Raw genomic sequence first — 24749 nt, 5'->3', positions numbered from 1 at the left:
CCTCGTTTTTGGTGTGCGTCTCGCTTCTGGTCGCTGTGATCGATGTGCGTTGCTGCTTGCCCTCGATCGCTTTTTTAATCGTATTGTTCAGTCTGGATGCGCCGGTCTCCTGCTTTCCTTGTCTCCTCGGCCGCGGGTGCCACGACTGAATCGGAAAGCCCGTCTTGAAAGAATTTCCTCCTTCCAACATCGTCATCGTCTCGCGTGAAAGCCGCCTCGCCATGTGGCAGGCCGAGTACGTGCGGGACCGTCTGGCCGCATTATATCCGCAGTGCAGCATCAATATCCTCGGAACCACCACCCGTGGCGACCAGATTCTTGATCGCGCGCTTTCCAAGGTCGGCGGCAAGGGCCTGTTCGTCAAGGAACTGGAAGTGGCCATGGCCGAAGGCCGCGCCGACCTCGCCGTGCACTGCCTGAAGGACATGCCGATGGACTTGCCCGAAGGCTTCGAGCTGGCCGCCATCCTGGAACGCGAAGACGCGCGCGACGCCTTCGTCTCCAATGACCATGCCTCGCTGGACGCGCTGCCCGATGGCGCCATCGTCGGCACCAGCAGCCTGCGCCGCCAGGCCATGATCGCCGCGCGCTATCCGCAACTGGTGGTCAAGCCGCTGCGCGGCAATCTCGATACCCGCCTGGCCAAGCTGGATCGTGGCGACTACGCCGCCATCATCCTGGCCGTGGCCGGCCTGAACCGCCTGGGCCTGAAGGCGCGCATCCGTTCCTTCCTCGATCCCGAACAAAGCCTGCCGTCGCCCGGGCAGGGCACGCTGGCCATCGAGATCCCCGAAGGCCGCGACGACATCAAACGCCTGCTGGCCCCCTTGCATGATGTGCCGGCCGCCGTGGTGTCGGCAGCCGAGCGTTCGGTCTCGCGCATCTTCGGTGCCAGCTGCCAGATCCCGCTGGCGGCCTACGCCACGCTGGACGGTGAGCGCCTGCACCTGCGCGCCATGATCGCCACCCCCGATGGCGCACAAGCCGCTGCCGCTGAAGCCGAAGGTTCGCCGGATGCGCCCGAGGCGCTCGGTGCGCAAGTGGCCGAGCTGCTCAAGTCGCGCGGTGCCGATGCGATTCTGGCGGCCTGCAAGGCCCAGGCTGATGCCGCTTCGGCCTGAGACAGCTGCACCGTTGCCGGTGGTCGTGACGCGGCCACTGCAACAGGCCGGCGGCTTTGCCGAGCGCGTGCAGCAGCTGGGCCGGCGTGCCGTGGTATTTCCGCTGCTGGCCATCGGCCCGGTCGAAGATGACAGCGAACTCAAGGCCACGCTGGCACGCCTGCACGACTTCGCGCTGGTGGTCTTCGTCAGCCCCAATGCCATCGATGCCGCCTTTGCCCATCTGCAGGGCTGGCCGCGTGATGTGCCCATCGGCATCGTGGGGGAGGGCAGCAGGGTGGCCTTGCGCGGGCATGGCGTCGATGGCGCCAATGCCACCATCTACGGCCCGCAGCGCGCCGACAAGATGGACTCCGAGGAATTGTTCAAATCCCTCCCGTTGGAACAATTGCGCGGCAGGCGTGCTCTGATCGTGCGCGGCCAGGCCGGCCGCGATTTCCTGAGTGAAGCTTTGCAACAACAGGGCGTGGAAGTCGAATTCCTTACCGCCTACCGTCGCCTGGCCCCCCAGCTGAACGCACAAAACCGCCTGCAACTGCTGGATTTGCTGGACGGTGGTGCCGACTGGGTCATCACCAGTTCCGAGGCCTTGCGCAATTTGCTTCACTTGGCAAGACTAGCCGGGGGCGAGGAACGTGTGGTAAAACTGCAACGACAACGCATCGTCGTCTCTCACCACAGGATCGCCGAGACCGCGCGGGAGCAGGGTTTCGTGCAGGTGGTCCTGACCGGGTCGGGAGATGAACGCCTGCTTGCCGCCCTTGTTCCACCCGCTCCCTGAGTGGCCGCGTAATTTGCCGCGTTACAATCCAGCCCATGAACGAACAGCAACCCACTCCCCAATTGCCGGAGCCTCAACCGCAAGCCAGCCACAGCGCTGGTGCTGCGGCCCCGCAGGCGTCCTATACCTTCACTCCCCCGGATGGCACGGCCGTGCTGCGCCGCCGCCAGCGTGCGCAGACCATCGTGCTGCTGCTGGTCATCGCCGGCCTGGGCGCACAGTGGTGGGTCTCGCATGCCGAACTGCGCGACCTGCGCAGCGAAGTGGCGCAGCGCCTGCAGAATGGCGACAACAGCAGCAATGAACTGAAGGGCGTGCTCAAGGCCGTGCAGGAGAGCACCAAGGAACTGCAGTCCAAGGTCAGCGTGCTCGACAGCAAGCAGGCCGAGTCCCAGAGCCAGCAACTGGCGCTGGAACAGATGTACCAGGACCTCAACAAGAACCGCGACGACTGGGCCCTCTCCGAAATCGAGGAAGTCCTCTCCACCGCTGACCAGCAGCTGGAGCTGGCCGGCAACGTGCAAGGCGCGCTGATCGCCCTGCAGAATGCCGACAAGAGCCTGTCGCGTTCGGACAAGGCGCAGTTCATCGCCATCCGCCGCGCCATCGCGCGCGACATCGAACGCCTGAAGGCCCTGCCGACAGTGGACATCGCCGGCATCGCCGTGCGTCTGGACAGTGCCATCGGCCAGGTCGACAACCTGCCGCTGCTGGTCGATGAGCGTCCGGTGGAGTCGGCCAGCGAGCCCAAGCCGCAGCCGGTGAAAACCGCTGCCGCCGAGAAGCCTGCCGCCAAGGGCGATGCTGCCCATGCCAAAACCAAGGCCGAAGCTGCGCCTGCCGAAGCGTCCGCCTGGTCGCAATGGCTGGCCGGTGCCCGCGAAACCTGGCGAAGCATGAGCACTGAAATGTGGTCCGAGCTGCGCCAGCTGGTGCGCATCCGCGAAGTGCAGACGCCGGAAGCCATCCTGCTCTCGCCGGGCCAGGCTTACTTCGTGCGCGAGAACCTCAAGCTGCGTTTGTTGAATGCACGCCTGGCGCTGCTCTCGCGCAACGAGTTCGCCTTCCGCAATGACCTGTCCTCGGCCCAGGACACCATCGCCAAGTATTTCGATACCCGCGCCAAGCAGGTCCAGACCACGCAGGCGCTGTTGAAGCAGGTGCAGGGCAGCAATGTCTCCATCCAGTTGCCCACGCTGGCCGAAAGCCTGAATGCGGTGCGCAACTACAAGGCCCGTCCGTGAGCCGCTGACGGGAACCTGATATGAAAATACTGCTCTGGCTTCTGACCCTGTTTGCCTCCGCCATCGGCTTGGCCGTGCTGGCGCGCTTCAACCCCGGCAATGTGGTGCTGTTCTATCCGCCGTACCGCATCGACCTGTCGCTGAACTTCTTCATCTTCGCCGTGCTGGCGGTGTTCCTGACCATCTACGTGGTCATCCGCGCCATTCGCCTGACGCAGAAGCTGCCCGGCCGCGTGATCGCCTATCGCCGTGCCAAGCGCGAGAATGAAAGCAACAAGGCCCTGCGCGATGCCCTGAAGGCTTACTTCGAAGGCCGCTTCGGCCAGGCCGAGAAGTCCGCCACGCGCGCAGCCGACCTGCCCGACAACGCCGGCATCGCCGCCCTGATCGCGGCCCGCGCCGCGCATCGCATGCGCCAGGGCGACCGCCGCGACATCTGGCTGGCCAGCACCGAAGTCGATCCGACCTTGAAGGCTGCGCGCCTGATGACGGCGCTGGAACTGCAAGTGGACGAACACCATTTCAAGCAGGCGCTGGAAACGGTGGAAGAGTTGAACGCCAACGGCACGCGCCACATCCAGGCCCTGCAATGGGCGCTGAAGGCCAACCAGCAAGCCAAGAACTGGCCCGAAGTGCTGCGCCTGGTGCAGACCCTGGACAAGCGCAATGCCCTGCATCCGGCCTTGTCGAACCGCCTGCGCGAGCTGTCTTACGATGCCTTGCTGTCGGACCGCTCGCACGATGCCGAATCGATTCGCCTCTTGTGGAATGGCGTGCCCGGCGTGGACAAGCTCAAGCCCTACATCGCCGCACGGGCCGCCCACGCCTTCTCCAGCCGTGGCCTGCATGACGAAGCGCGCAGCCTGCTGGAACGCGCGCTGGCCGCCGACTGGGATATCCGCCTGCTGCGTGCCTATCGCGAATCGACCGCCGAAGCCGGCTCGCCGGCCCTGCTGTCGCAGATCGAGCATTGCGAATCCTGGTTGTCCAAGAATCCGACCGATGCCGAACTGGCGCTGACCCTGGGCATGTTCTGCCTGCGCCAGAAGCTGTGGGGCAAGGCCCAGCGCCATCTGGAACAAGCCCTGTCGGACGCCATCGAACCGCGCACCGTGCGCGAATCGCACCTGGCCCTGGCCCAGCTGCACGAGGCGCTGGACCAGCCGGACCAGGCCGCCGGCCACTACAAGCAATGCGCCCTGGCCACGGCCATCCGCTGAACTTGTTGCGCTGGTGAATGACCAAGGCGGAAGCGGCGCAAGCCCTTCCGCCTTTTTCACGTGCGCTGCCGGGCACTGTCATGTTGGCGTAAGTTGCACCGGCCAAGATGCCGGTCTGAGCCTGAATGCCGCTATAATTGCCGCTTTCCGGTGTTTGGCATGCCAGAACTGAGCATTAAGCCCCGTTTAATGCTCATTGCATCGAGCATTAAACAAGATGCCCTTGGCGCTGCCGGCCCGAAAACCGCTTTTCGTTTCTTTCCCTAGTGAGAATCCCATGAGCCTGAACAACGTCCCCGCTGGCCGCGACCTGCCCAATGACTTCAACGTGATCATCGAAATCCCGATGAACGCCGATCCGATCAAGTACGAAGTGGACAAGGACACCGGCGCCATCTTCGTCGACCGTTTCATGGGCACTGCCATGCACTATCCGTGCAACTACGGCTACATCCCCCAGACCCTGTCGCAAGACGGCGACCCGGTCGACGTGCTGGTGATCACCCCGTTCCCGCTGATCCCGGGCGTGGTGGTGCGCTGCCGTCCCATCGGCGTGCTGAAGATGGCCGATGAATCGGGCATCGACGCCAAGCTGCTGGCCGTGCCGGTCGACAAGATCCTGCCGATCTACACCCACTGGCAAAAGCCGGAAGATCTGAACGAACTGCGCCTGAACCAGATCAAGCACTTCTTCGAACACTACAAGGACTTGGAAAAGGGCAAGTGGGTCAAGGTCGAAGGCTGGGAAGGCCCGGACGCCGCCCGCGCTGAAATCCTGGCCGGTGTGGAAGCGTTCAAGAACGCCAAGTAATTCCCCGTCAGCAAGACATAAAAAATCGCCCGACAGGTTTGCGCCTGTCGGGCGATATTTTTTCATGACCGGCACGTGGCCGGTCGATCCCTTCAACGCCGGGTCAATCCAGCTTGGCCGCGTGCTCGCGGGTAGCGTGGAAAGTGATCTCCGGCCAGCGTTCCTGGGTCAGGCGCAGGTTCACGCCCGAGCTGGCCAGGTAAGCCAGGTTGCCGGCTGCATCGATGGCCAGGTTGGCGCCGGCCGAGGACTTCTCGAAGTCGGCCAGTTTCTTCTTGTCATCGCAGCTGATCCAGCGGGCGCTGCTGATGCTGGTGCCTTCAAAGACCGCATCCACGCCATATTCGTTGAGCAGGCGGCTGGCCACCACTTCGAACTGCAGCACGCCCACTGCGCCCAGGATCAGGTCGCTGCCGGTGACGGGCTTGAAGACCTGCACCGCGCCTTCTTCGCCGAGCTGCTGCAGGCCCTTGTGCAACTGCTTGATCTTGAGCGGATTGCGGATGCGCGCCACACGGAAGAAGTCAGGGGCGAAGTAGGGAATGCCGGTGAACTGCAGCATTTCGCCTTCGGAGAAGCTGTCGCCGATCTGCATGTTGCCGTGGTTGGGCAGTCCGATGATGTCGCCGGCATAGGCTTCTTCCACCTGTTCGCGGCTGGAGGCCATGAAGGTCACCACCGAGGACACCTTGATGTCGCGGTTCAGGCGCAGGTGCTTCAACTTCATGCCGCGTTCGAAGCGGCCCGAGCACACGCGCAGGAAGGCGATGCGGTCGCGGTGCGCCGGGTCCATGTTGGCCTGGATCTTGAAGACGAAACCGGAGAAGGGCTCTTCGGTCGGCTTGACCTCGCGCACGGTGGCGTCGCGTCCGCCCGGACCCGGCGCCCAGTCCAGCAGCGCATCGAGGATCTCGCGCACGCCGAAGTTGTTGATGGCCGAACCGAAGAAGACCGGCGTCTGCACACCGGCCAGGAAGTCTTCCAGGTTGAAGGGGTGGGAGGCGCCATGCACCAGTTCCACTTCCATTTTGAGCTGTTCGATTTCCAGCGGGAACATCTCGGCCAGCTTGGGGTTGTCGATGCCCTTGATGATTTCCACGTTGCCGTTCGCGCGTTCTTCACCGGCCTTGAAGAGCATGATCTCGTCACGCAGCAGGTGATACACGCCACGGAAATTCTTGCCCATGCCGATCGGCCAGGTCACCGGTGCGCACTGAATCTTCAGCACCGACTCCAGCTCATCCAGCAGCTCCAGCGAATCGCGGGTCTCGCGGTCCAGCTTGTTCATGAAGGTGATGATGGGCGTATTGCGCATGCGGCAGACGTTCAACAGCTTGATGGTCTGTTCTTCCACGCCCTTGGCGGCATCGATCACCATCAGCGCCGAGTCCACGGCGGTGAGCACGCGATAGGTATCTTCCGAGAAGTCCTGGTGGCCCGGCGTGTCGAGCAGGTTGACCACGTGGTCGCGGTACTCGAACTGCATCACCGAACTGGCCACGGAAATGCCGCGTTGCTTTTCGATTTCCATCCAGTCCGAGGTCGCGTGGCGGCCGCTCTTGCGCGCCTTCACGGTACCGGCCAGCTGGATCGCGCCCGAGAACAGCAGCAGCTTTTCGGTCAGCGTGGTTTTACCGGCGTCGGGGTGGGAGATGATGCCGAAGGTGCGGCGGCGCTTGACTTCGCGCGCGATCAGGTCGGACGAGACCTTGGTGGCGGCGCCGGCCGCGCTGGCGTTGTCTGCATCAGCGGCCTCAGGGGCGCTGGCGGCGACTTCGGGGAGTTCGTTGCTGGGTTCTTGCATGGCGGATCGGTCGGGGTGGGAGCCGGGCGGAACGCGGCCCCTGGCGCGGCTGGACGATCCAACCCGCATGGCCTTGAGCGGCGCGCACTGTTCCTTTGACAAGGAGGCGGCGCACGCCCTGTTCCGACAGCTCTGGAAAACCCGAGATTATAACTGAAGCGGCCCGCTTGCCCGCATGTTTGCCGGGAGGCAACGTGCGCGCGGCGGGCCGCTCAGGCGATCACTGGCGGGGCAGAGGCGCTGCAGGATCAGGAGCGTTCGTCGCGACGGTCCTCGCGCCGCTGATGGGCGTCGCGCTGCTGGGCCTGCTGCTGGCGCGCCTGCTGTTCATGCTGGGCGGCCTGATGTTGCTGCTGTTGCTGACGGGCTTGCTCCATCTGGCGATGCTGCTGCTCGCGCTGCTGGTTCATCATCTGCTGCTGGCGTTGCTGCTCCTGCAGTTGATGCTGGCGCATCTGCTGCTCACGCTGTTGCTGCTGCAATTGCTGTTGCTGCATCTGCTGCTGGCGTTGTTGCTGCTGTTGCACCTGTTGCTGGCGCTGCTGCCACTGGCGTTCCTGGGCCTGCTGCTGTTGGCGCTGCTCCTGCGCTTGCTGATCGCGCTGGTGTTGCTGGTCGCGGATCATCTGCTCACGCTGGCGCTGCTGGTCATTGGCCTGCTGTTCACGCTGGCGTTGCTGATCGATGGCCTGGCGCTGGCGGAGCTGATCCTGCTGGGCCAATCGCTGCTGCACGTTGTCGGCCACTGGCAGCGGACGCGGCGTATTGGCCGGGAAGGGCTGGCCCGCTTGCGGTTGCGGACCATGTCCATTCCACTGCGGCACGTGCTGCGCCTGGGTCAGGTTCTGTGCCTGCGGACCGGCCAGCGGACGCTGTCCCGGCGGCGGGGCCAGCGCAGGGGCCGGTTGCTGCGCATAACGGCCGCCGGCGTAACGCGGGTCGTGATGCCACACCACCGGCCGCTGGTTCATGCTCACGTTGCGGTTCACGTTGATGTTGTTGTTGACGTAGCGATTGTTAATGACGTTGGTGTTGTTGACGTTGTTCACGTTGGTCACATTGGTGACGTTGTTGATGCGTGTCTGCGTCACCATCACCTGGCGCTGGCGCCAGTCGGGACGCGCATCGCCAAACACCGCACTCATGACACCAATGCCCACCCCGAAGCTGATGCTGGCCGAGAAGCCCGGCTCATAGCTGGGCGGACGATAACGCGGCGGCGGCGCCCACACCACCGGCGGAGCCGACGGCCACCACCAGCTGCCATACACCACGGTCGGGTTGTAATACGGCACGTAGACCACCTGTGGATTGACCGGCACGATCTCGATCACTTCATCCTGCACCACCACGCGCTGCTGCGGGCTGGATTCCAGCGTGCCAGCGATGCGGGCGCGTTCGCGCAGGTTCTGTACCGTATCCATCACCGAGGGCTGCTGGGCGAGGAAGGCCTGTCCCAGCTGCTGGGTCCAGTCGAGGCGATCATTGAGCATGGCCAGCACCGAGGGGAACTGCACCAGCGCCTTCACGCTGGGATCCCACGGCATGGGGGCCACGGCGCGCGCCAGGCCATCGCCCTGCAGACCGGGCCGCGCTTCGACGAAGCGCTGGGCCTGCACCACTTCCAGAGGATAGGTCGAGGCCATCAGCACCTGGGCCAGCAGCGAATCGGGATAGAGTGCCACCGGGGCCAGCATCTGGTCCAGCTGTTGCTGGGTATAGACGGGCGCGGGCGGCGGTGCATAAGCGGTCTGCGCCTGCACGGGCAGGCCTGAGACCAGAGAGAAGACCAGGCAGGTGGCCCAGGCCAGGGATGTCTTGTTCACGTTGTTCTCCTTGCGCGATGGCGTGCACCAGGAAGAGGAAAAACAAATTGCCAGGTCCGGCGCACTGAGGTGAGCCTATGGTCTGCCAGCTCGGACAGGCGAGGTGTAACGGAATTGCAAGCGATGTTTCAGCGCCGGGTCGGCTGAGCCTCGCGGGTTGCCGATGGGAAAGCCTTGCGCAAGGCAGGGGAGCCTGTGGCATCATGAATGGCCACGGAACAAATCTCATCAACGGAATCGATCAATCGAGCGGTTTTCATGCTTCGCGCAGATCAATCGCCACGCTTCCTTGCACGCGCTGCAGCGGCCGGACAACCAGGGCCGGCGTGCCTTTTCTTGTTGAAGAGAAACGTTCTAAACAGTTTTCGCAGTACCCGCAGTACGTACCAAGGCAAATTTTTTACGACAACAAGCCATCAAGCAAGGAACGACCATGAGCCATCACCTGATCTGGCGGCGCGATGATTTCCTCATCGACACCGATCCCGACCGGCTGGACATCCCCCTCATCCACGACGTACTGACCCATTCGAGCTGGTCTCCCGGCATCGACCTCAACACCGTGCGCACGGCGCTGGCCAACAGCCTGTGCTTCGGCCTCTATCGCGGCAAGCAGCAGATCGGCTTTGCCCGCGTGGTGACCGATCACGCCACCTTCGGCTACCTGTGCGACGTCTTCGTCGTCGGCGACCTGCGCGGCCAGGGCTTGGGCCGCTGGATGATCGAATCAGTCAACCAGCATCCCACGCTGCAGAAACTGCGGCGCGTCATGCTGACCACATCTACCGCACCGTGGCTGTATGCCAGCTGTGGCTTCGAGGCCATCAATCGCGGTGACTTCGTGTGGCATATCTCGCGTCCGGATATCTACAAGCAGGGCGTGCAGCAGTAAACCGGCATTCCCGGTCCAGCGGAGCGCAGGGTGGCTCCGCTGATTTACCTTGCCGGTCTTCGCTGGCTTTGCCAGTAAACTTAGTTTTTCAGCGATTTCCCTTCCTTGTTCCTCTCTCGCTTCGCGCCTGACGATTCCTGCGGCGTGCGATGCGATGGCTTCGCCGGTCTCCTCCTTCCGTTTCCCTTCCTAAGTATTTTTATTCCATTCGCCGCGTCAAACCAGCGTGTACGGAGCATGCAACTTAGTTTTGATGAACACTTGATCCAGTTCCGGTCGCAATGACCCAAAGATGATCCGCATCAAGAAGCGGCCAGATGCGAATTTTCATCATTTTTGCAGACTTATAATTTTGGCACTCATTCATTTCAGCTCATCGACCCGCTGCGCCATGCTGCGCACCCACGAATCCTGACCATGACCATTGCCAACAAACTCCGTCTGCTTCTGCTCGCCGTCGTCCTCGGCCTGGCCAGCCTCACCGGCTTGAGCATCTATCACAGCAACCGCATTGCCGATGCTGCCAGCTATTCGTCGTTCAACACGGTCCCCAGCCTGCTGGTGTTGGGGGAGGCGGGTGAAGCGGTCTTCCGCATCCGGGTTGGCATCTGGCGCTATGCCGCTGCCACGGATGCCGCCACGCGCGCCAAGCTGGAGAAGTCCATGAACACGAACCGCGACAAGGTCATCGCCGCCTTCGACCGCTACGAGAAGGAAGATATCTCCGACGCCACCGACCGCCAGCTGCTGCAGGCGGACCGTGATGCCTTCGCCGATTACGAGAAGAGCCGCCAGGCCGTCATCGCCCTGGGCGCTGAAGGCAAGACCGAGGAAGCCTTGCATGCGGTCGAGCACCAGGTGGTCCCGCCCGGTGACAAACTCATCAACGCCCTAGCGGCCCATCGCCGCTACAACGAGCAGCTCGGCCAGCAAGGCGTGCAGGCGGCGCAGTCCAGCCTGCGTTCGGCGGTGGTTCAGGCGGTGCTGATGAGCCTGGCCGTGTGTGCAGTGGTAGCGGTGGTGAGCCTGCTGATTTCGCGCACCATTTCCACGGCACTGGGGGAGGCCATCATGACGGCCCGCGCCATTGCCACGGGTGACCTCAGCACCCGCATCCGCCGCCGCGCCAATGATGAAGTCGGCCAGTTGATGCAGGCCATCCAGCAGATGAGCGACAGCCTGGTGCGCATCGTCAGCAACGTGCGCAACAGTGCCAACACCATCGCCACCGCCACGGCGGAAATCGCCGCCGGCAATCTTGACCTGTCGGCGCGTACGGAAGCCCAGGCCGGTTCCATCGAAGAGACCGCGTCGGCCATGGAGCAACTGACCGCCACCGTGCGCCAGAATGCGGACAACGCCCAGCAAGCCAATGTGCTGGCGACATCCGCCTCCAGCGTCGCTACCGAGGGTGGCCAGGCGGTGCAGCAGGTGGTGCAGACGATGGACGAGATCAATGCCTCCTCGCTGAGGATCGTGGACATCATCAGCGTGATCGACGGCATCGCGTTCCAGACCAATATCCTCGCGCTCAATGCCGCCGTGGAAGCAGCGCGTGCTGGCGAGCAGGGACGCGGGTTTGCGGTAGTGGCGGCCGAAGTGCGTTCACTGGCCCAGCGTTCGGCTGCGGCTGCGCACGAGATCAAGGAACTGATCGATGATTCGGTCGGCAAGGTGGAGAGCGGCAGCCGGCTGGTCGCACAGGCAGGCGAGACGATGCAGCACGTGGTCGACAGCGTGCGCCGCGTGACTGACATCGTTGCCGACATCACGGCCGCCAGCGCCGAGCAGAGCGATGGCATCGTGCAGGTCAATCAGGCCATCGGTTTGATGGATCAGGCGACACAACAGAATGCGGCGCTGGTGGAGCAGGCGGCTGCGGCCTCGCAATCGCTGCAGGAGCAGGCGGTGCAGCTGGCGGGCGCGGTGCAGGTCTTCAAGCTGGATCGTGAACGGGAGCTGACCATTGACCTGGTGTCCGGGGAGACTATCCCGGAGCGGGCTGCCGATCTGCTGCTGGTGGGTGGGCGCGTGCAGGCTTGAGGAAGATCGGTACGCATTGAGGGACGCATTGCTGCGTCCCTCTTTTGTTTCTTCTCTTTCTCTTCTTTCTTTTCTTCAGGGCGACGGCAATGTCGTACCGAATCGAAGCGTTCTTACTTCTCCGGCATGCCTGAAGAATGATGGCTGGTGATCAGCCACTCCCTGCCATTCCATTCATAGGTAAAGCTGTAACGGGCATGCACGACCTGGCCGGTAGTGCCGAAGGTGAAGCTGTAGAGGCCGGCATCGATGGCGGTGTTGCAGCCTATCCAGAGCCAGCGCTGGTCGATCTTGCCTACCGGCTTGTTGTGGAGGAAGTGTTCGAAATAATCGATGCGCTCTTCGTTGGTGAACCGGGGCTTGTTGGACACGGTGGGCAAGAGCAGGGCGCGCGGGGCGTAGTTTTCGGCGACGGCTTCGGGATCGAGGGTTTGCAATGACGCATTCCAGCGCTCGAAGAGGGCGGCGATTTCTTTGCCTGTGGTTGATTTGCAGACCACGCCGGTGCCGGGGCCGGCGAAGGGCAGATCGGGAGCGGGTTTGCTCGACGGGGTCGAGGCGCAGCCGGTGAGGATGAGTGCCAAGGCTGATGCGGAAAGGACTGTTTTCATTTTTCCCCCTGTTAATTTTTATGTTCAGGTGTTCCGCTGAAGATCGCTGACCGGAGTTGGCGTCTTCAGCGCTGGCTATTTTAAGCGGCGGGATTGGTTTTTGCCGAGAAATCGTCAGTGCCTCGATGCAGTGCTTATCTGTGCGAAGACGCCGACGAAGGACTGGGAGTGCTTGGGCTTTTTCGCTCCATTAGCCGCTATCGGGAGGGATGGGCGGATCTTGCGAGCAGGAAATACAGAATCATGCCGACCAGCGCAGCGATCAGCGCGGAAATTGCAAGGGCGGTGACCATCGCCTGATTCTTGGTTGCGGTGGCGGTCTGTGCGGCTGCCTTGCCCAGCTTTTGGTTGTACTTTTTCTGTTTGTCCAGGGCGGACATCATGGTATCGACGATCGCCTGATCGGCCGCCATGGCATTGCGGGCCGCGACCGCATCCTTCTGCGCCAGGATCATGACCTTGGCCAGCGATACGTCATAGGTCGCGATGTGCTGCCGAACGTCCTTGAGCATTTGCGCATCGGTGGCGTCGGAGATGTCCTCTTTCTCGTACGTGTCCAGTGCTCTTGCAATCTGGCTGGAAGACGCGTTGATGACTTTTTCGGTTTCCTGGCGTTGCTCAGGGGTGGGATTGGCGAGGTATTTCCATACCGAGATGCGCATGGCGTACGCTCCGTCGATGACGCTGTCGAGTTCCAGGATGCTCGGGACAGTATTGGCGCTGGCGTAGCTGGCCGCAGAATCCACTCGGTGCAGATGGTAGGTTTCGACGCCGACGATCAGCAGCGTTCCAAAAATGGCGATGGCGGCCAGCGCGTAGAGTTTCTTGGCAACTGTCATGAGCGCGTATCCTCAAGATCGAATTGCGTGAGATGGTACGCGATCGCGCCCACCGCCAATTACCGAAATAGGCCCATCAAAGCGGGCGTTTCCAGTGGCCATCGGTTGAGAATCACATGTTTACTCGCGCTGTCATCTGATTGGATGAGACACGCGATGAATTTCTTCTAACGATTTTGGCTCTGTAGCTGGTGCCAAAAACGGGTTTCATTGACGGCATAAATCGGCTGAATGATCACCGACTCACCCCGTTACCCGCGCACGCAGAAAATTTGGTGTTGCCTCGTGTGCGCATAGCGCCAAAGCTTGGCTGCCCATCAATACGGCAGTCGTCGACCAACCGAGCGGAGCCAGTTCCTGATGATTGATCTCTGATGAGTTTATTAGGGAAGCAACAGGTCGGGTAACGAAAACGTCACGCCTGGGCCTAGTCGAGCAGGTACAGCGTTGCAGGAGAATTTTATGCGGCCGGGGTGGTCATGGGCGTGGTCACCGGGAAGGTCGTAAAAATGAAGACCTTCCCCCGATGACACTGAGGCTGCGTACTACTCGTCAAAGCCAAGGATCCGAGGTAGGCGCTTCCACATCAGAACAACAACAAGCAAGCCGAAAGGCAATCCAACAAATAACAGCGACTGCGCCTCTTGGAGTCCGAACAAGAAACGTCCACCAGCTGCGGCCAACATACCCCAGGCGATGCCTAGAACTATAGCCGAAGCGACAACTGAGACGTGGCGGCGAAGGGTTCCTAACCAGTTCATCTTGTTCACTGACTACTCCCTGTTGCTTTGTCGATTTCCAAGCCGAACTCCATTACTTTGCCAATTGCGTCATGCGCAAGCAGAGCAAGAATCCGCGCGGCGTTCCTGAACGTAGCAACTGATCGCAAAGGGGATAGCTGAGAACTGAAACTGGCCTGCCCTGAGGGACTCGAACCCCCGACCTATGGCTTAGAAGGCCATTGCTCTATCCAGTTGAGCTAAGGGCAGTTCGGCGTGGCTGGCGGTGATGCTGCGCCGATGCGCTACCGCCAACGATCCAGAAAAGAAAACGGGCTGTCACAGACAGCCCGTTTTTGATGAGTGGTCGGAGTACAAGGATTCGAACCTTGGACCCCCTGGTCCCAAACCAGGTGCGCTACCGGGCTGCGCTACACTCCGAGAAGCGAGATAATAGCAGCATCTCTTTCAAATGGTCAACAAAGAATGCAAATTCTTCAAAGAAGATCCTAAGCCGCCGTCTCCCGCTCCCGTGCTTCGGCCTCGCCCTGCACCCTGATCTCCACCATCAGCTTCTTGATCTCCGGCACGCACGAGCCGCAATTGCCGCCCGCTTTCACACACGCCGTCACCTGGCTGACCTCCGTCAATCCCTGCGCACGGATCGCATTGCAGATGGTGTTGCGCCCCACACCAAAACACGAACACACCGTCGGCCCGGCGTCAGCACCTTTCTCAATCGGCTGGCCCACGAGCAGGCCGACGCGGTCGGCTTCTTCCAGCGTCTCCTTGGCAAACAGTCCCGCCAGCCACGAGCGCGAGGGCAGGTCAGGGCGCGCCGACATGAACAGGCACATGTCGATGCGATCATCCACCACATGCACCGCGCGATAGCTGCCATCGCTCAGGTCTTCATATTCAAGCCAGTCCGCATCATCGGCCTGCACGCCCAAGAGCGCCCTTGCCCACGCGGTGTGGTCGCTGATGTGATTGCGGCCGGCCAGTTCATATCGCACAAAATCCCGGCCCTGCACGCGTGTCCAGTGAGTGATGTCATCCAGATCCAGCGCATGGCGCGTGAGGATGAAGCCATGCCAGCCCACGCGGAATTCTTCGATCGCCACCGGCGTGTGCTTGAACTCCGGCTCGCCCGAGACCGGATCGACCACCGGATTGACCACTGCACCCACACGCGCATCGGAGGCCGACTGCCCGTTCCAGTGAATCGGCACGAACACATTGCCGCGCGGGATGCCGCCACCATGCTGCACGCGCGTCACCATCGCGCCCCAGCGGCTGCTGATGCGCGCCAGACCGCCTTCGCGCACGCCATACAGCAGCGCATCCTGTGGGTGCAGGTCGATGAAGGATTCCGGAATATGGCTGGCCAGCGTGGCCGACTTGCCGGTGCGCGTCATGGTGTGCCAGTGATCGCGCACGCGGCCGGTGTTGAGGATCAGCGGGTAATCCTCGCAAACCGCGTGGCCCGGCGTGCGGGGGGCGGTCGGCACAAAACGCGCGCGTCCATCGGTGTGGGTGAAACGATGATCTTCCAGGACGCGTGCCGTGCCGCTGATGCTGCCATCAGACAAGCGCTGCACCGGCCACTGGATCGGTGCCAGCGCGTCATAGGCGTCCTTGTCCATCCCGGTCAGGCCTGACAGATTGAAAACGCGGCGTGCGCACCCTGCATCGGCCTCGCCATTGCGATGCGTGGAGAGGCGCGCGTGTTCGTCAAAGATCGCATGCGGGCCGTCGAAATCAAATCCCGCAAAGCCCATGCGCTGCGCGACCTCGCAGATGATCTGCCAGTCACCGCGTGCCTCGCCCGGTGCCGTGAGGAAAGCCCGTTGCCGCGAAATGCGGCGTTCGGAATTGGTAACCGTCCCATCCTTCTCGCCCCAGGCCAGCGCCGGCAGCAGCACATGGGCCAGTGCATTGGTATCGGTTTGCGTGATGACGTCGGAAGACACCACCAGCTCGCACTTCTGCAGCGCCCGCTGCACCAGGTCGGCATCAGGCAGGCTCACCAGCGGATTGGTGGCCATGATCCACACCGCCTTGATGCGGCCTTCCTCGATGGCGCGGAACATGTCCACCGCCTTGAGGCCCGGCTTGTCCGCGATACGCGGGGATTGCCAGAACTCCTGCACGATCTCGCGATGCAATGGCTGGTCCAGGTCCATGTGCGCGGCCAGCATGTTGGCCAGTCCGCCGACCTCGCGTCCGCCCATGGCATTGGGCTGGCCGGTGATGGAGAAGGGGCCCATGCCGGGCTTGCCGATGCGGCCGGTGGCCAGGTGGCAGTTGATGATGCTGTTGACCTTGTCGGTGCCGGCCGAGGATTGGTTCACGCCCATGGAAAAACCGGTGACGACTTTCTCCGTCTCGGCAAAGGCTTCGTAAAAGTCCAGCAAGTCCTGCAGATCCACCTTGCAGATGCGCGCTACCGTGGCAGGATCGGCGCACTCGGCATCGGCCACTGCCAATGCCTCGTCGAAGCCATTGGTGTGCGCGGCGATGAAGGCGTTGTCGCGCAGGCCGCGATGGGCGAGGTAACTCATCAAGCCGTTGAAGAGCCACACATCCGTGCCCGCCTTGACGGGCAGGTGCAAGTCCGCCAGTTCACAGGTCGCGGTGCGGCGCGGATCGATCACGATCAGGCGCAGGGCAGGGCGGGTCTCCTTCAGTTTGGCGATGCGCTGGAAGAGGATGGGATGGCACCACGCGGCATTGGATCCGACCAGCACGATCAGGTCGGCCAGCTCCAGGTCTTCATAGCAGACCGGCACCAGGTCTTCACCGAAGGCGCGTTTGTGGCCGGCCACCGCCGAGGACATGCACAGCCGCGAATTGGTATCGATGTTGGCGCTGCCGATGTAGCCCTTCATGAGCTTGTTGGCGATGTAGTAGTCCTCGGTCAGCAATTGTCCCGAGACATACAGGGCCACGGCATCCGGACCATGTTCGGCGATGACGGCAGAGAACTTGCTCGCCACCTGGTCCAGCGCCTGATCCCACGATACCTGTTGCAATGCGCCCTGCGCATCGCGCACTTGCGGATGCAGCAGACGGCCATCCAGATCCACCGTTTCGGCGAGGGCCGAGCCTTTCACGCACAGGCGGCCGAAGTTGGCGGGATGCTGCACGTCGCCCTGCACGCCGATGCGGCCATCGTCCTTGAGCGAAGCCGTCACGCCGCAGCCCACGCCGCAGTAGGGGCAGGTGGTCGAGGTGGTGGCCACGGCCAGGGCCAGCGGGGTCTGTGCAAGATTCATTGGTATCCTCTGTTACTAATTGCCGTTCTCGCCGCAATGGCTAGGCAGCATGCTGGCACATGGCCTGTCCAAACGGCAGTTCGCGCCGGAAGGCGCTGATGTCACGTCCGCTCTGGATCAGGTCGAAGTACCACGGTCCATCTTTGACATCACCATACAGCACCGCACCGATGAGGCGCGAGCCGCGCAATACCAGGCGCTTGTAGATGCCGCGTCGCGGGTCGCGTACCACGAGATCTTCGGTATCTTCACCGCCGATGAAATCGCCGGCCGAATATAGATCCACACCGGTGACCTTGAGCTTGGTGGCCGTGGCCTGCTGCACATAGCGGCGATGGCCGGCACCGGCCAGGTGCGCACCGCACACGCGCGCCTGATCCCAGATCGGGGCCACCAGTCCGAAGGTGGCCTTGCGGTGCTGCACGCATTCGCCCACCGCATAGATGCGCGGGTCGTAGGTCTGCAGGGTGTCGTCGACGATGATGGCGCGCTCGCAGTGCAGGCCTGCCGACTTGGCCAGCGCAATGTTGGGGCGCACGCCCGCCGTCATCACCACCAGGTCGGCCGGAATGCTGCTGCCATCCTTGAAGCGCACGGCGGTCACGCGATCCGGGCCGACGATCTCGTCCGTATGGGCGTTGAGGAGGAAGCGCAGGCCCTTGTCTTCCAGCGCTTTCTTGAGCAGGGCGGCGGCGGGCTTGTCGAGCTGCTGGTTCATCAGCGCATCCGTCACATGCACCACCGTCACGTCCATGCCCTGGCGCATCAATCCATTGGCCGCTTCCAGTCCGAGCAGGCCGCCGCCGATCACTACCGCATGGCGATGCGTGCGTGCGGCTTGCAGCATGGTGTCCACGTCCTGGATGTCGCGGAAGGCGATCACGCCCGGCAGTTGATGGCCCGGCACCGGGATGATGAAAGGCGTGGAGCCGGTGGCCAGCAGCAGGCGGTCATATTTCACCGCGAGGCCGGATTGCGCGTGGACGGTACGCTGGCGGCGGTCGATCTGCACCACCGGGTCGCCCGCATGCAGGGTGATGCCGTGTTCGTCATACCATGCGCGCGGGTTGAGCATGATGTCATCGATGCTCTTGTCACCGGCCAGTACCGGCGAGAGCATGATGCGGTTGTAGTTGCCATGCGGCTCGGCACCGAAGACGGTGATGTCGTAGAGATCCGGTGCGAGCTTCAACAACTCCTCCACCGTGCGCATGCCGGCCATGCCATTGCCGACCACCACCAGCGAGGGCTTGGCGGTCGTCATCTCAGCCACCGATCCAGACTTTGCCTTCATCGATGCGCGCCGGCCAGGCGGGGACCGAATTGGCAGGTTCTTCCAGGCATTGCCCGGTGGTGAGATCAAAGTGATGCTTGTAGATCGGCGAGGCCACCACGATGCGTTCGCCCAGGTTGCCTACCAGGCCGCGCGAGAGCACGGCGGCCTGGGCGTTGGGATCGTAATTGCCGATGGCGAAGACGCGCGGCTGCGGCTCGCCCTGGCTGCGGTCGATCACGTGGAAGATGGCTACCTGCTGGTCGCCGATCAGCGCGGCCACGCCCGTGTTGGGGACGATCTCGGCCAGTTCGCAGACGGGGGTCCAGTGCTTGATTTGTTGGTCGCTGTGCATGCCGGGCTCCTGATTTTTCCTGATGTTCACACGGTCTCGACGACGACCGGAATATCGAGCAGCTTCTTCTCGGCCACCGTGGCCGGACGGATCTGCCCGCGTTCCTCGACGAACTTGATGTTGCCGTCAGCCGCCTTGCTGTTGACGAAGTGACGGAAGCGCTTGCGCGTTTCCGGATCGGTGACGGCCTTCTTCCATTCGCACTGGTAGGTGTCGACCACGCGCTGCATCTCGGTTTCCAGCTCGGCGGCGATGCCCAGCTTGTCATCGATGACCACGCTCTTGAGGTAGTCCAGTCCGCCTTCCAGATTCTCGCGCCAGGTGCTGGTGCGTTGCAGGCGGTCGGCCGTGCGCACGTAGAACATCAGGAAACGGTCGACGTAGCGGGTCAGGGTTTCTTCATCGAGGTCGGAGGCGATCAGCTCGGCATGGCGCGGCTTCATGCCGCCATTGCCGCAGACGTACAGGTTCCAGCCCTTGTCGGTGGCGATGATGCCCACGTCCTTGCCCTGCGCCTCGGCACATTCGCGGGTGCAGCCGGAGACGCCGAACTTGATCTTGTGCGGCGAACGCAGGCCCTTGTAGCGGTTTTCCAGGCGCACGGCGAAGCCCACGCTGTCGCCCACGCCGTAACGGCACCAGGTCGAGCCGACGCAGGATTTCACGGTGCGCAGGGACTTGCCGTAAGCATGGCCGGTCTCGAAACCGGCGGCGATCAGTTCTTCCCAGATGTCCGGCAACTGGTCCACGCGGGCACCGAACAGGTCCACGCGCTGGCCGCCGGTGATCTTGGTGTAGAGGCCGTATTTCTTGGCGATCTGGCCGACCGCGATCAGGCCGTCGGGCGTGACTTCGCCACCGGCCATGCGCGGCACTACCGAGTAGGTGCCATCCTTCTGGATGTTGCCGAGGAAATAGTCGTTGGAATCCTGCAGGCCGGCGTGTTCCTTCTTGAGCACGAAGTCGTTCCACAGCGAGGCCAGCACATTGGCCACCATCGGCTTGCAGACATCGCAGCCCAGACCCTTGCCATGCTTGGCCAGCAGTTCATCGAAACTCCTGATCTGGCCCACGCGCACCAGGTGGTGGATTTCCTGGCGGGAGTAGGGGAAGTGTTCGCAGACATGGTTGTTGACGGCCAGACCCTGCTTTTTCATCTCCGCCTTCATCACCTGCGTGACCAGCGGCACGCAGCCGCCGCAGGCGGTGCCGGCCTTGGTGCAAGCCTTCAGGTCGCCAATCGTCGTGACACCCGAGGCGACCGCTGCACACAGCTGGCCCTTGGAGACATTGTTGCAGGAGCAGATCTGCGCCGATTCCGGCAGGGCATCCACGCCCAGACCCGGTTTTGCCTTGCCGTCCGATTGCGGCAGGATCAGGAATTCCGGCGACTCCGGCAGCTCGATCTTGTTGAGCATCATTTGCAGCAGGGTGCCGTATTCGGCGGCATCACCGACCATCACTGCGCCCAGCAGATGCTTGCCCGATTCGGAGACCACGATCTTCTTGTAGATCTGCTTGCGTTCGTCGGTGAACTGGTAGGAGCGGCTGCCGGCTTCCTTGCCGTGCGCATCGCCGATGCTGGCTACGTCCACGCCCATGAGCTTCAACTTGGTGCTCATGTCGGCACCGTTGAAGGCCGGCACTTCGATGGCGTCATCGCGGTGCGAGAGCAGGTGCTTGGCCGCAGTGCGGGCCATGTCGTAGCCGGGGGCGACCAGACCAAAGATCTTGCCGTTCCACAGCGCGCATTCGCCGATGGCGTAGACGGCCGCGTCCGATGTCAGGCAGCTGTTGTCGATGACGATGCCACCACGGTCTCCCACCTTCAGGCCCGCCTGGCGAGCCAGTTCGTCACGCGGACGAATGCCGGCGGAGAAGACGATCATGTCGGTTTCCAGGTGCGAGCCATCTTCGAAATTCATGCGATGGGTGTGCTGCTTGCCATCGACGATCTCGACCGTGTTCTTTTGCGTATGGGCGGTCACGCCCAGTTCTTCGATCTTCTGGCGCAGGATGCGGCCACCGCTTTCATCGACCTGCACCGCCATCAGGCGCGGCGCGAATTCGACCACGTGGGTTTCCAGCTTCAGGTCACGCAGGGCCTTGGCGCATTCCAGGCCCAGCAGGCCGCCGCCGATGACCACGCCGCTCTTCGAACGGCTGCCGCATTCCAGCATCGCTTCCAGGTCTTCGATGGTGCGATAGACGAAGCAATCCTTGCGCTGGTTGCCCGCCACCGTCGGCACGAAGGGATAGGAGCCGGTGGCCAGTACCAGTTTGTCATAGGACAAGGTCTCTTCTGCGCCGGCCACGTTGACCACCACCTGCTTGCGTTCCAGGTCGATGTGCCGCGCCTTGGCGTTCAGTTTGAGATCGAACTGCACCGGGCTGCGGCCGGCGTCGAAGAAACCGGGTGCCACCAGCGACAGATCTTCCGCGCTCTTGCCTGCAAAGAATTCGGAGAGGTGCACGCGGTCGTAGGCCGGACGCGGTTCTTCACAGAGGATGGTGACCTTGAGGTCGCCTGCGCCGCTCTCGGCCAGGCATTCCAGGAATTTGTGGCCGACCATGCCGTGGCCGATGACGATGATGTTCATGGGTGCTCTCCTCAGGCTGCAACTTTGCTGTCGGCCAGGGCGGCATCGCCGCTCTTGTCCGACGCGGTGAAACGGATGGCCACTGCGCACAGTGCCGAAATGGTCACCAGCACGCCCAGCATCGACAGCGTCTGCTGGGTGTTGCCCAGGCCCTTCATCAGGAAGCCCGCGGCCACTGCACCGACGTTGCCACCGGCACCGATGATGCCGGCCACGCCGCCGAGTGCCTTGCGGTCGATGAAGGGCACCAGCGCATAGGTCGCGCCGCAGGCCATGTGGGTGAACAGGCCGAAGCACAGCATGGCGATGACGGCGGCCACCACGCTGCCGGCATGGGCGAACCACAGCAGGCCCAGGCCTTCGCCCAGCATCATCACGAAGAGCAGGGTGGCGCGGCGGTTCAGGCCGCCACGCAGGGCCACCTTGTCCGAGATGTAGCCGCCCAGGGCGCGGGCAAACAGCGCCAGCAGGCCGAAGCTGGCAGCAGCGATACCGGCCGACTCCAGCGAGAGCTGGAAGTGGTCCACGTAGTAGATGGCGGCGATGTTGTGGATGAAGATTTCCACGCCGAAGCAGGCACCGTAGGTGATGAAGAGCATCCAAACGCGATAGTTGGCGGCCGCTGCACGGAAGCTGGCCCAGCCGCCGCGCTTGCCGCTTTCGATGGTCACGCCGGCGGCGCGCAGTTCGTCATAGTTGCCTTCCGGGCAGTCCTGGGTAAAGCGCCAGTAGAGCGCGGCCATCACCAGCATCAGCACGCCCGGCACCAGCAGCGCCGCACGCCAGCCCCAGCCTTGCGAGACGCCCAGCATCAGCATGGCGGCCATCAGCAGGGGCATCACGCCCTGCGCCACGCCGCCGCCCGCATTGCCCCAGCCGGCCGTGGCCGCATTGGCCGTGCCGACCACGTTGGGGGCGAACATGACCGAGGTGTGGTACTGGGTGATGACGAAGCTGGCACCGACGGCACCGATGAGCAGACGGAAGAACAGGAAGCTCTCGTAGCTCTGCGCGAAGGCCACGCCGATGACCGGCACGGCACCGGCCAGCAGCAGCCCGGTATAGGCCTTGCGCGGACCGAAGCGGTCGCACATGGGGCCGATGATGAGGCGCACCAGGATGGTCACGGCCACGGCGGCGATGTTGATGTTGGCGATCTGGCCAGGGGTGAGGTGGAATTCCCCCTTGATGACCGGCATCAGCGGCGCGCAGGCGAACCAGGCGAAGAAGCAGACGAAGAAGGCCATCCAGGTGAGGTGGAAGGCGCGCATCTGGGGCGTGCCCAGGGAGAACAGCGCGATACGATTGGATTTGCTCATGTCGGGGTCCCGTAAAAACAAAAAGGCGCCCGCTCGAATCCGAGGCCTTGCCTCGTTTCAAGCGGACGCCATTGTCCGTATGCATTGCAGATCCATCGTTAGATCGGCATCAAAGTGGTGGATCGTCCTTGATCCTGATGGACATTGAGCAAAGGCCGTGCCAGCCGCAGGGATTTGGCACGGAGGCAGCACGGGCGCGGTTTTGTGGAGAGGAAGGCGGAAATGAAGCGCAATAGTGGCGCGGGGCCCGATCACCGATATATATCATTGCATGATGTATTCGAGTGCAGTCTGCGCGTTCGTGGTGCAGTGCATCGTGACAGTGCGTGAGCGTGCGGGCCCGAAAAGATGAAGCCGGTGACGTGTTTGTTGCCGCAGGGATAGCCCGTCTGCACGGGACCGGAAAGAATCGTGCTTATCGCGGCTGGAAGGCAATCAGCGCCATGCCTGCCAGCGCCACGGCCACCCCGGCACAATCCCAGGCGGAAGGGCGCACGCCATCTACGGCCCAGAGCCAGAGCATGGCCACGGCGATATAGACCCCGCCATAGGCCGCATAGACGCGTCCGGACGCGGCTTCATGCAAGGTCAGCAGCCAGGCGAACAGGGCCAGGCTGGCGGCGGCCGGCAGCAACAGCCAGGCGCTGCGATCCTGCTTGAGCCAGAGGTAAGGAAGATAGCAGCCGACGATTTCGGCCAGTGCGGTGCAGAGATAGAGGAAAACGGTTTTCATGCGCGCGAGGCGTTCAATCTTCTTCGCGCGCGCTGATGTCGGCGCGTTCGTCGTCGGTCTTGCGCAGCCATCGGCGGTGCAGGAAGTGTTCCAGCGGACGGCCTACGACGAACAAGGTCAGGATCAGACCCGTCGCCATCAGCGCCACGCGCCACCAGCCGGCACCGCAGACGATGCCCACGGCAGCGGTCACCCAGATCGATGCCGCCGTGGTCAGGCCGCGTACCTTCTCGCTGCGCTGTTCATGGATGATCACGCCCGCGCCAAGGAAACCAATGCCGGTGATGACACCCTGGATGGCACGGCTGACCGCATCGCGGCTATGCACATCGGACTCCAGCGAGAAGTCCATGGCGGCCATCGTGACCAATGCCGATCCCAGCGCCACCAGGCCCAGGGTCTTCATGCCGGTCGGCTTGCCGCGCAGGTTGCGGTCGATGCCGATGACGCAGCCGATGAGCATGGCGAACAGGAGCCGGTAAAAAATTTCCAGATGATCGGTCATGGACAGGCGCGGGCAGTGAGCGAAGGCGACATTGTACCCTCCCGCCACGCGCGTTTTCACCGTCGAACGACTGCTGGCTGCAGCCATAAAAAAGCCCCGTCAGCTTCGACGGGGCAAATCATGCATGGCGGGAGGCATGAAGACTTCGCCATGCTGCGCTCAAGCATCAAACAACAGGAAACTACGGAGACAACAGAAACAACTACACAACGAAACAACAGGAACTACGGAGACAACAAAAGCTGAAAAAGGTCATCAGAGTATCTGAGTCATCTGCGCATTGCTGCGCAAGCGATCAGGAGCCCGAGCCGCCGGCGCCACCGGTGCCGCCGCCATTGCCGCCCGGCGAGGTGCCCAGCGGGCCGTTCTTCGAGTCAGTGGTATTGGCGTTGTTGCCCGAGCGGGAATTCTGGCTGCCGCTCTTCATCGACTTGTCCATCGACTTGTCCGACTTGTTGTGACTGCGCATGCTCTTGCCGGAAGAGGAGCCGCCCGACTCAGTGGCGCTGTTGTTGGGCGTGGTCTGTGCGCCGGTGGCACCTGCTGCGCCCGAGCCAGCCGCGCCGGAACCGGCTGCACCACCGCTGGCACCGCCGGCATTCTGTGCGAAGGCGCCGGTGCTGAAGGCAGCCACTACCAGGGCAGTGCCGAGGAATTTCAGGGTCGGTTTGGACATGGAGATCTCCTAAGGTTGTTGTGGGGGGCGTCCCGCCATCGCGAGCCGTTGGAGCCATACTAGGTCCTGCGCCGAATGCGGGCAGTCGGACGCTGTTTC

The 24749-nt window shown here is 62.7% G+C and carries 19 protein-coding genes and 2 tRNA genes; 7 read left to right on the top strand and 14 right to left on the bottom strand.

Translation table 11 applies throughout. The annotated features are described in order from the left end of the window. Nucleotides 1-164 precede the first annotated feature (164 nt). From hemC to ppa, 5 genes are all read left to right on the top strand, one after another. Nucleotides 165-1121, top strand: a complete 957-nt coding sequence (hemC, locus tag JOD78_RS05945) for a hydroxymethylbilane synthase (protein ID WP_134135960.1) — start codon at nucleotides 165-167, stop codon at nucleotides 1119-1121. Next, nucleotides 1105-1902, top strand: coding sequence for a uroporphyrinogen-III synthase (locus tag JOD78_RS05940; RefSeq protein WP_134135958.1), 798 nt, complete (start codon nucleotides 1105-1107; stop codon nucleotides 1900-1902). Before hemC ends, JOD78_RS05940 begins: the two co-directional genes overlap by 17 nt. Nucleotides 1903-1937: 35 nt before the next feature. Beyond that, nucleotides 1938-3146, top strand: coding sequence for a uroporphyrinogen-III C-methyltransferase (locus tag JOD78_RS05935; RefSeq protein ID WP_034333323.1), 1209 nt, complete (start codon nucleotides 1938-1940; stop codon nucleotides 3144-3146). A gap of 20 nt (nucleotides 3147-3166) precedes the next feature. Beyond that, the gene (locus JOD78_RS05930; protein ID WP_121041830.1) at nucleotides 3167-4366 is read left to right on the top strand and encodes a heme biosynthesis protein HemY; all 1200 of its coding nucleotides are present in this window, start codon (nucleotides 3167-3169) and stop codon (nucleotides 4364-4366) included. Between the two features lie 277 nt (nucleotides 4367-4643). Beyond that, nucleotides 4644-5177 carry an inorganic diphosphatase gene (gene ppa, locus JOD78_RS05925; RefSeq protein WP_006463345.1) on the top strand — a complete coding sequence of 178 codons (534 nt, stop codon included), beginning with the start codon at nucleotides 4644-4646 and terminating at the stop codon, nucleotides 5175-5177. Between the two features lie 103 nt (nucleotides 5178-5280). Here ppa and JOD78_RS05920 read toward each other — a convergent pair whose 3' ends face one another. Beyond that, nucleotides 5281-6981 (bottom strand): peptide chain release factor 3, encoded by a 1701-nt coding sequence (locus JOD78_RS05920; protein WP_209566863.1) that lies wholly within the window; start codon nucleotides 6979-6981, stop codon nucleotides 5281-5283. A gap of 248 nt (nucleotides 6982-7229) precedes the next feature. Continuing rightward, on the bottom strand, nucleotides 7230-8807 hold the full coding sequence (locus JOD78_RS05915) for a DUF3300 domain-containing protein (RefSeq protein WP_204726620.1): 1578 nt from the start codon (nucleotides 8805-8807) through the stop codon (nucleotides 7230-7232). A gap of 433 nt (nucleotides 8808-9240) precedes the next feature. Between JOD78_RS05915 and JOD78_RS05910 the strand changes: the two genes are divergently transcribed. Then, a complete protein-coding gene (locus tag JOD78_RS05910) occupies nucleotides 9241-9699 on the top strand; it encodes a GNAT family N-acetyltransferase (RefSeq protein WP_034333342.1) in 459 nt (152 codons plus the stop codon). Between the two features lie 417 nt (nucleotides 9700-10116). Next, nucleotides 10117-11742: a methyl-accepting chemotaxis protein gene (locus tag JOD78_RS05905; RefSeq protein ID WP_209566861.1), complete on the top strand. Its 1626-nt coding sequence runs from the start codon at nucleotides 10117-10119 to the stop codon at nucleotides 11740-11742. A 113-nt stretch (nucleotides 11743-11855) separates the two neighbouring features. Here the strand turns inward: JOD78_RS05905 and JOD78_RS05900 are convergent, their stop codons facing one another. From JOD78_RS05900 to JOD78_RS05845, 12 genes are all read right to left on the bottom strand, one after another. Continuing rightward, complete coding sequence (locus tag JOD78_RS05900) at nucleotides 11856-12353, bottom strand: SgcJ/EcaC family oxidoreductase (protein WP_209566860.1); 498 nt, start codon at nucleotides 12351-12353, stop codon at nucleotides 11856-11858. Nucleotides 12354-12550: 197 nt separating this feature from the next. After that, the gene (locus tag JOD78_RS05895) at nucleotides 12551-13192 is read right to left on the bottom strand and encodes an MCP four helix bundle domain-containing protein (RefSeq protein WP_134135948.1); all 642 of its coding nucleotides are present in this window, start codon (nucleotides 13190-13192) and stop codon (nucleotides 12551-12553) included. A 912-nt stretch (nucleotides 13193-14104) separates the two neighbouring features. Next, a tRNA-Arg gene (locus JOD78_RS05890) sits at nucleotides 14105-14181 on the bottom strand. 94 nt (nucleotides 14182-14275) lie between these two features. Further along, a tRNA-Pro gene (locus JOD78_RS05885) sits at nucleotides 14276-14352 on the bottom strand. A gap of 68 nt (nucleotides 14353-14420) precedes the next feature. Further along, nucleotides 14421-17189 carry a nitrate reductase gene (locus tag JOD78_RS05880; protein WP_209566858.1) on the bottom strand — a complete coding sequence of 923 codons (2769 nt, stop codon included), beginning with the start codon at nucleotides 17187-17189 and terminating at the stop codon, nucleotides 14421-14423. A gap of 40 nt (nucleotides 17190-17229) precedes the next feature. Beyond that, nucleotides 17230-18453, bottom strand: coding sequence for an FAD-dependent oxidoreductase (locus tag JOD78_RS05875; protein WP_051156323.1), 1224 nt, complete (start codon nucleotides 18451-18453; stop codon nucleotides 17230-17232). Nucleotide 18454: 1 nt separating this feature from the next. Then, nucleotides 18455-18817, bottom strand: a complete 363-nt coding sequence (nirD, locus tag JOD78_RS05870; RefSeq protein WP_034337836.1) for a nitrite reductase small subunit NirD — start codon at nucleotides 18815-18817, stop codon at nucleotides 18455-18457. 26 nt (nucleotides 18818-18843) lie between these two features. Further along, nucleotides 18844-21417 (bottom strand): nitrite reductase large subunit NirB, encoded by a 2574-nt coding sequence (gene nirB, locus JOD78_RS05865; protein ID WP_209566856.1) that lies wholly within the window; start codon nucleotides 21415-21417, stop codon nucleotides 18844-18846. An 11-nt stretch (nucleotides 21418-21428) separates the two neighbouring features. After that, a complete protein-coding gene (locus JOD78_RS05860) occupies nucleotides 21429-22736 on the bottom strand; it encodes an MFS transporter (protein WP_121041806.1) in 1308 nt (435 codons plus the stop codon). A gap of 415 nt (nucleotides 22737-23151) precedes the next feature. Next, nucleotides 23152-23469, bottom strand: coding sequence for a YnfA family protein (locus JOD78_RS05855; RefSeq protein WP_039785457.1), 318 nt, complete (start codon nucleotides 23467-23469; stop codon nucleotides 23152-23154). Nucleotides 23470-23482: 13 nt separating this feature from the next. Next, nucleotides 23483-23974: an MgtC/SapB family protein gene (locus JOD78_RS05850; RefSeq protein ID WP_039785458.1), complete on the bottom strand. Its 492-nt coding sequence runs from the start codon at nucleotides 23972-23974 to the stop codon at nucleotides 23483-23485. Between the two features lie 295 nt (nucleotides 23975-24269). Beyond that, nucleotides 24270-24650: a hypothetical protein gene (locus tag JOD78_RS05845; protein ID WP_209566853.1), complete on the bottom strand. Its 381-nt coding sequence runs from the start codon at nucleotides 24648-24650 to the stop codon at nucleotides 24270-24272. Nucleotides 24651-24749 lie beyond the last annotated feature (99 nt).

It is taken from the genome of Herbaspirillum sp. 1130 (assembly GCF_017833835.1).
In the GTDB taxonomy this organism is placed as follows: domain Bacteria; phylum Pseudomonadota; class Gammaproteobacteria; order Burkholderiales; family Burkholderiaceae_D; genus Herbaspirillum; species Herbaspirillum huttiense.
The sequence above is the reverse complement of the archived record's forward strand: the minus strand, read 5'-3'. Positions and strand labels throughout refer to the sequence as shown.

Bases quoted from the DNA above. Each gene is read 5' to 3' on its own strand.
- nirB (WP_209566856.1), bottom strand. From the start codon at position 21,417: ATGAACATCATCGTCATCGGCCACGGCATGGTCGGCCACAAATTCCTG.
- JOD78_RS05920 (WP_209566863.1), bottom strand. From the start codon at position 6,981: ATGCAAGAACCCAGCAACGAACTCCCCGAAGTCGCCGCCAGCGCCCCT.
- JOD78_RS05935 (WP_034333323.1), top strand. From the start codon at position 1,938: ATGAACGAACAGCAACCCACTCCCCAATTGCCGGAGCCTCAACCGCAA.
- ppa (WP_006463345.1), top strand. From the start codon at position 4,644: ATGAGCCTGAACAACGTCCCCGCTGGCCGCGACCTGCCCAATGACTTC.
- JOD78_RS05855 (WP_039785457.1), bottom strand. From the start codon at position 23,469: ATGAAAACCGTTTTCCTCTATCTCTGCACCGCACTGGCCGAAATCGTC.
- JOD78_RS05845 (WP_209566853.1), bottom strand. From the start codon at position 24,650: ATGTCCAAACCGACCCTGAAATTCCTCGGCACTGCCCTGGTAGTGGCT.
- JOD78_RS05880 (WP_209566858.1), bottom strand. From the start codon at position 17,189: ATGAATCTTGCACAGACCCCGCTGGCCCTGGCCGTGGCCACCACCTCG.
- nirD (WP_034337836.1), bottom strand. From the start codon at position 18,817: ATGCACAGCGACCAACAAATCAAGCACTGGACCCCCGTCTGCGAACTG.
- JOD78_RS05850 (WP_039785458.1), bottom strand. From the start codon at position 23,974: ATGACCGATCATCTGGAAATTTTTTACCGGCTCCTGTTCGCCATGCTC.
- JOD78_RS05940 (WP_134135958.1), top strand. From the start codon at position 1,105: ATGCCGCTTCGGCCTGAGACAGCTGCACCGTTGCCGGTGGTCGTGACG.
- JOD78_RS05875 (WP_051156323.1), bottom strand. From the start codon at position 18,453: ATGACGACCGCCAAGCCCTCGCTGGTGGTGGTCGGCAATGGCATGGCC.
- JOD78_RS05905 (WP_209566861.1), top strand. From the start codon at position 10,117: ATGACCATTGCCAACAAACTCCGTCTGCTTCTGCTCGCCGTCGTCCTC.
- JOD78_RS05900 (WP_209566860.1), bottom strand. From the start codon at position 12,353: ATGAAAACAGTCCTTTCCGCATCAGCCTTGGCACTCATCCTCACCGGC.
- JOD78_RS05910 (WP_034333342.1), top strand. From the start codon at position 9,241: ATGAGCCATCACCTGATCTGGCGGCGCGATGATTTCCTCATCGACACC.
- JOD78_RS05930 (WP_121041830.1), top strand. From the start codon at position 3,167: ATGAAAATACTGCTCTGGCTTCTGACCCTGTTTGCCTCCGCCATCGGC.
- JOD78_RS05895 (WP_134135948.1), bottom strand. From the start codon at position 13,192: ATGACAGTTGCCAAGAAACTCTACGCGCTGGCCGCCATCGCCATTTTT.
- JOD78_RS05860 (WP_121041806.1), bottom strand. From the start codon at position 22,736: ATGAGCAAATCCAATCGTATCGCGCTGTTCTCCCTGGGCACGCCCCAG.